At 37.1% G+C, this 1968-nt stretch carries 2 protein-coding genes; both read right to left on the bottom strand.

The features are described from left to right. Positions 1-12: 12 nt before the first annotated feature. Positions 13-837 (bottom strand): LytTR family DNA-binding domain-containing protein, encoded by an 825-nt coding sequence (locus H5072_RS18130; RefSeq protein WP_024596642.1) that lies wholly within the window; start codon positions 835-837, stop codon positions 13-15. Further along, positions 830-1906: a sensor histidine kinase gene (locus tag H5072_RS18125; RefSeq protein WP_024596641.1), complete on the bottom strand. Its 1077-nt coding sequence runs from the start codon at positions 1904-1906 to the stop codon at positions 830-832. Before H5072_RS18125 ends, H5072_RS18130 begins: the two co-directional genes overlap by 8 nt. Between the last annotated feature and the right edge of the window lie 62 nt (positions 1907-1968).

Below are 1968 nucleotides of genomic sequence, written 5' to 3'. Positions count from 1 at the left end.
AAAGCGTTGGCTTTAACTTGCTAATGCCGCTTTAACCTTATCTCGATAGCTACGGCTCACTTTTAATTCTTGTCCGTTTTCAAGTACTAATAAATACTCGCCACTTACTTGTGTAACCAGCTTACTAATTTGTTTTGTGTTTACTATCGCACTGCGGTGTACACGCACAAATAACTGAGGGTCTAGCTCTTGCTCAAGCTCTTTCATTGTTTTACGAAGTATATGCGTTTGTCCATCTTCACAATGTAAACACATATAGTCACCTGCAGCATCAACCCATTGGATAGTCGCTACAGGTACCCGTATAATTTCACCCTGCTCTTTTACTGCAAGCGATTCTGGGTAACGTCTATCTGTTAAGGTATCGCCAGTGGCTAATTTTTTTAATATTTCTTCGCAATTATTACCAGTAATACCGGCTACAAAACTCGCTAGTTTTTTCTTATGGGCGTTGTCTTGCTGCGTTTTTAAATAAGTATGCACTTTTTCTACCGCCTGTTTTAATCTGTTATCATCAACGGGTTTTAAAATGTAATCGAGAGCATGAATTTCAAATGCTTTTACAGCAAACTGATCAAAAGCAGTTACAAATACAATAGCAGGTAGTACTTTTGTACTTTCGCTAAGCGCTCTTGCCACCTCAAAGCCATTCATACCTGGCATCTGAATATCTAAAAAAACCAAATCGATTTTCTCGCTTTGGCACATTTCAATTGCATCAGCGCCTGAACTACACAATTTAATTACTTCAATATCAGAATATTCTTCAAGTCTTACCGCTAAACCTTTTCGCGCTAACGGTTCATCATCAACAATGAGTGTTTTTATTTTAGTCATTTTTCACAGCCTTCTCAAAAGGTACTCGCAGATTAACTTTTAATCCACTTGGCGTATTATGTGATAATACAAACGAATAATTATTTTCATACAACGTTTTTAATCTATCTTTGGTGTTAGCAACACCTACACCTTGAGCGTTAACTAATTGGCCATCAAGTATTTCAGTGCCTGGGCCGTTGTCACCCACTTCTAGTAATAATTCATTCGCAAATACTTGTGCTTTAATATCAATTACACCACCTTCTGTCAGATGGGCAATGGCATATTTAATCGCGTTTTCTATAATTGGTTGCAAAATTAAGCTCGGTACTAAAGCCTCTTTTGCTTGCTCGCTAATATCTACATTTACTTTCAATCGCTCATCAAAACGGACGCGCTCTATTTCTAAATAAAGCATGAGAGCATGTAGCTCTTGCTCAAGCGGTACTTTTTTAATTGGATCGGTATTAAGTGTGTAACGTAAAAAGTCACTTAACCTTGCTACCATTAAGTTAGCATCTTTGTTTTCTTTAACCAAAATTAAAGTAGAAATAGCGTTAAGTGTATTGAATAGAAAATGGGGGTTGAGCTGATACCTGAGCATTTTTAGTTGCGCTTCGTGTGCCATCGTTGTGGCCTTTAACGCTTTTTGTCGCTCACTTTGTAATAACTGATAATATTTAACGCCAAAGTACAAACCACTCCAACATAAAATAATATAAACCGAATCTAAACCTTGCTGCAGGTAATAAAACCACTCCTCTGGTCTATAACCATGGCGGTATATTTCCCATAGATTGAATTTTTGAACGACAGCCCATAGAGTGCCCGTTATATAAGAGGCACCAAATACTACAATCATTAACACCCAGGGCGAGGCATTCCAAATTTTACGGTAAATATACCTAAGCGGCACTGTCATCAAACAACCAGCGTAAGCATTCAATAAAATAACAAATACATATATATCACGCATTTCAAATACTTTAGAGCCGATATAATTTACTAACGCGTAACCAATCCAGCCCGCGATTTGCAAAAGCCAAAAAAAACGTTGCCTGTTATCGACTAAAGATTGCCAGTTCAAAATAGATGTTTACTCCGTATGGTTAAAGCTAATTCCATAAAATAGGCGTTTGTTATTTTTAT

Origin of the sequence: Pseudoalteromonas sp. SR45-5 (assembly GCF_014163565.1) — a bacterium.
GTDB lineage: Bacteria > Pseudomonadota > Gammaproteobacteria > Enterobacterales > Alteromonadaceae > Pseudoalteromonas > Pseudoalteromonas distincta.
This window is presented reverse-complemented; position numbering and strand designations above follow the sequence as displayed.

Bases quoted from the DNA above. Each gene is read 5' to 3' on its own strand.
- H5072_RS18130 (WP_024596642.1), bottom strand. From the start codon at position 837: ATGACTAAAATAAAAACACTCATTGTTGATGATGAACCGTTAGCGCGA.